Source organism: Bartonella sp. AA86SXKL, from assembly GCF_042196885.1.
Map to the genome: position 1 here is coordinate 1 of NZ_JBHIRE010000115.1, position 1,189 is coordinate 1,189.

Below are 1,189 nucleotides of genomic sequence, written 5' to 3' on the forward strand. Positions count from 1 at the left end.
AACAAGCATTATTTATTCAATGATCTTAGAGACGATACCGGCACCAACAGTACGACCACCTTCACGAATAGCAAAACGAAGTTTCTCTTCCATCGCTATCGGAACGATCAACGAAACATCCATCGCAACATTGTCACCTGGCATAACCATTTCCGTTCCTTCTGGAAGCGTAACAATACCTGTAACATCCGTCGTGCGGAAGTAAAACTGAGGACGATAATTCGTGAAAAATGGTGTATGACGTCCACCTTCATCTTTTGTCAAAATGTAAGCTTCTGCTTTAAACCGTGTATGAGGTGTAACGGATCCTGGCTTTGCCAATACTTGACCACGCTCAATCCCTTCACGGTCAACACCACGTAGCAGAGCCCCTATATTATCACCCGCTTGACCTTGATCCAAAAGCTTGCGGAACATTTCAACGCCTGTAACCGTCGTCTTAGACGTTGGACGAATACCGATAATCTCGATTTCCTCTCCAACTTTAATAACACCACGCTCAACACGACCCGTAACAACGGTTCCACGACCCGAAATCGAAAATACATCCTCTATCGGCATCAAAAATGGTTGATCAACAGGACGTTCAGGGGTTGGAATATAATTATCAACTTCACTCATTAAAAGACGAACAGCATCTTCACCAATGCTTTTATCCTTATCCTCAAGGGCTGCCAACGCAGAACCCTTAACAATTGGTATATCATCGCCTGGAAAATCATATTTGGATAAAAGTTCCCGAACCTCAAGCTCTACAAGCTCCAAAAGTTCTGCATCATCAACCTGATCAACTTTATTAAGAAAAACAACAATTGCTGGAACACCAACCTGACGTGCAAGCAAAATATGCTCACGCGTCTGAGGCATTGGGCCATCAGCTGCTGAAACAACCAAAATAGCACCATCCATCTGTGCTGCCCCTGTGATCATGTTTTTCACATAATCAGCGTGTCCTGGACAATCAACGTGCGCATAGTGACGATTTTCCGTTTCATACTCAACGTGTGCTGTAGAAATAGTAATTCCACGTGCGCGTTCCTCTGGCGCAGCGTCAATTTGGTCATAAGCTTTAAATTCACCAAAATATTTCGTAATCGCTGCTGTCAACGAGGTCTTCCCATGATCAACGTGACCAATCGTACCAATATTAACATGCGGTTTTGTTCGTTCAAACTTGCTCTTCGCCATT

1 protein-coding gene is annotated in these 1,189 nt (G+C 43.8%); it reads right to left on the reverse strand.

Features of this window, described 5'->3' with window-relative positions; translation table 11 throughout:
• Positions 1-12 precede the first annotated feature (12 nt).
• On the reverse strand, positions 13-1,188 hold the full coding sequence (gene tuf / locus ACFIO5_RS10290) for an elongation factor Tu (RefSeq protein ID WP_012755022.1): 1,176 nt from the start codon (positions 1,186-1,188) through the stop codon (positions 13-15).
• Position 1,189: the final 1 nt, after the last annotated feature.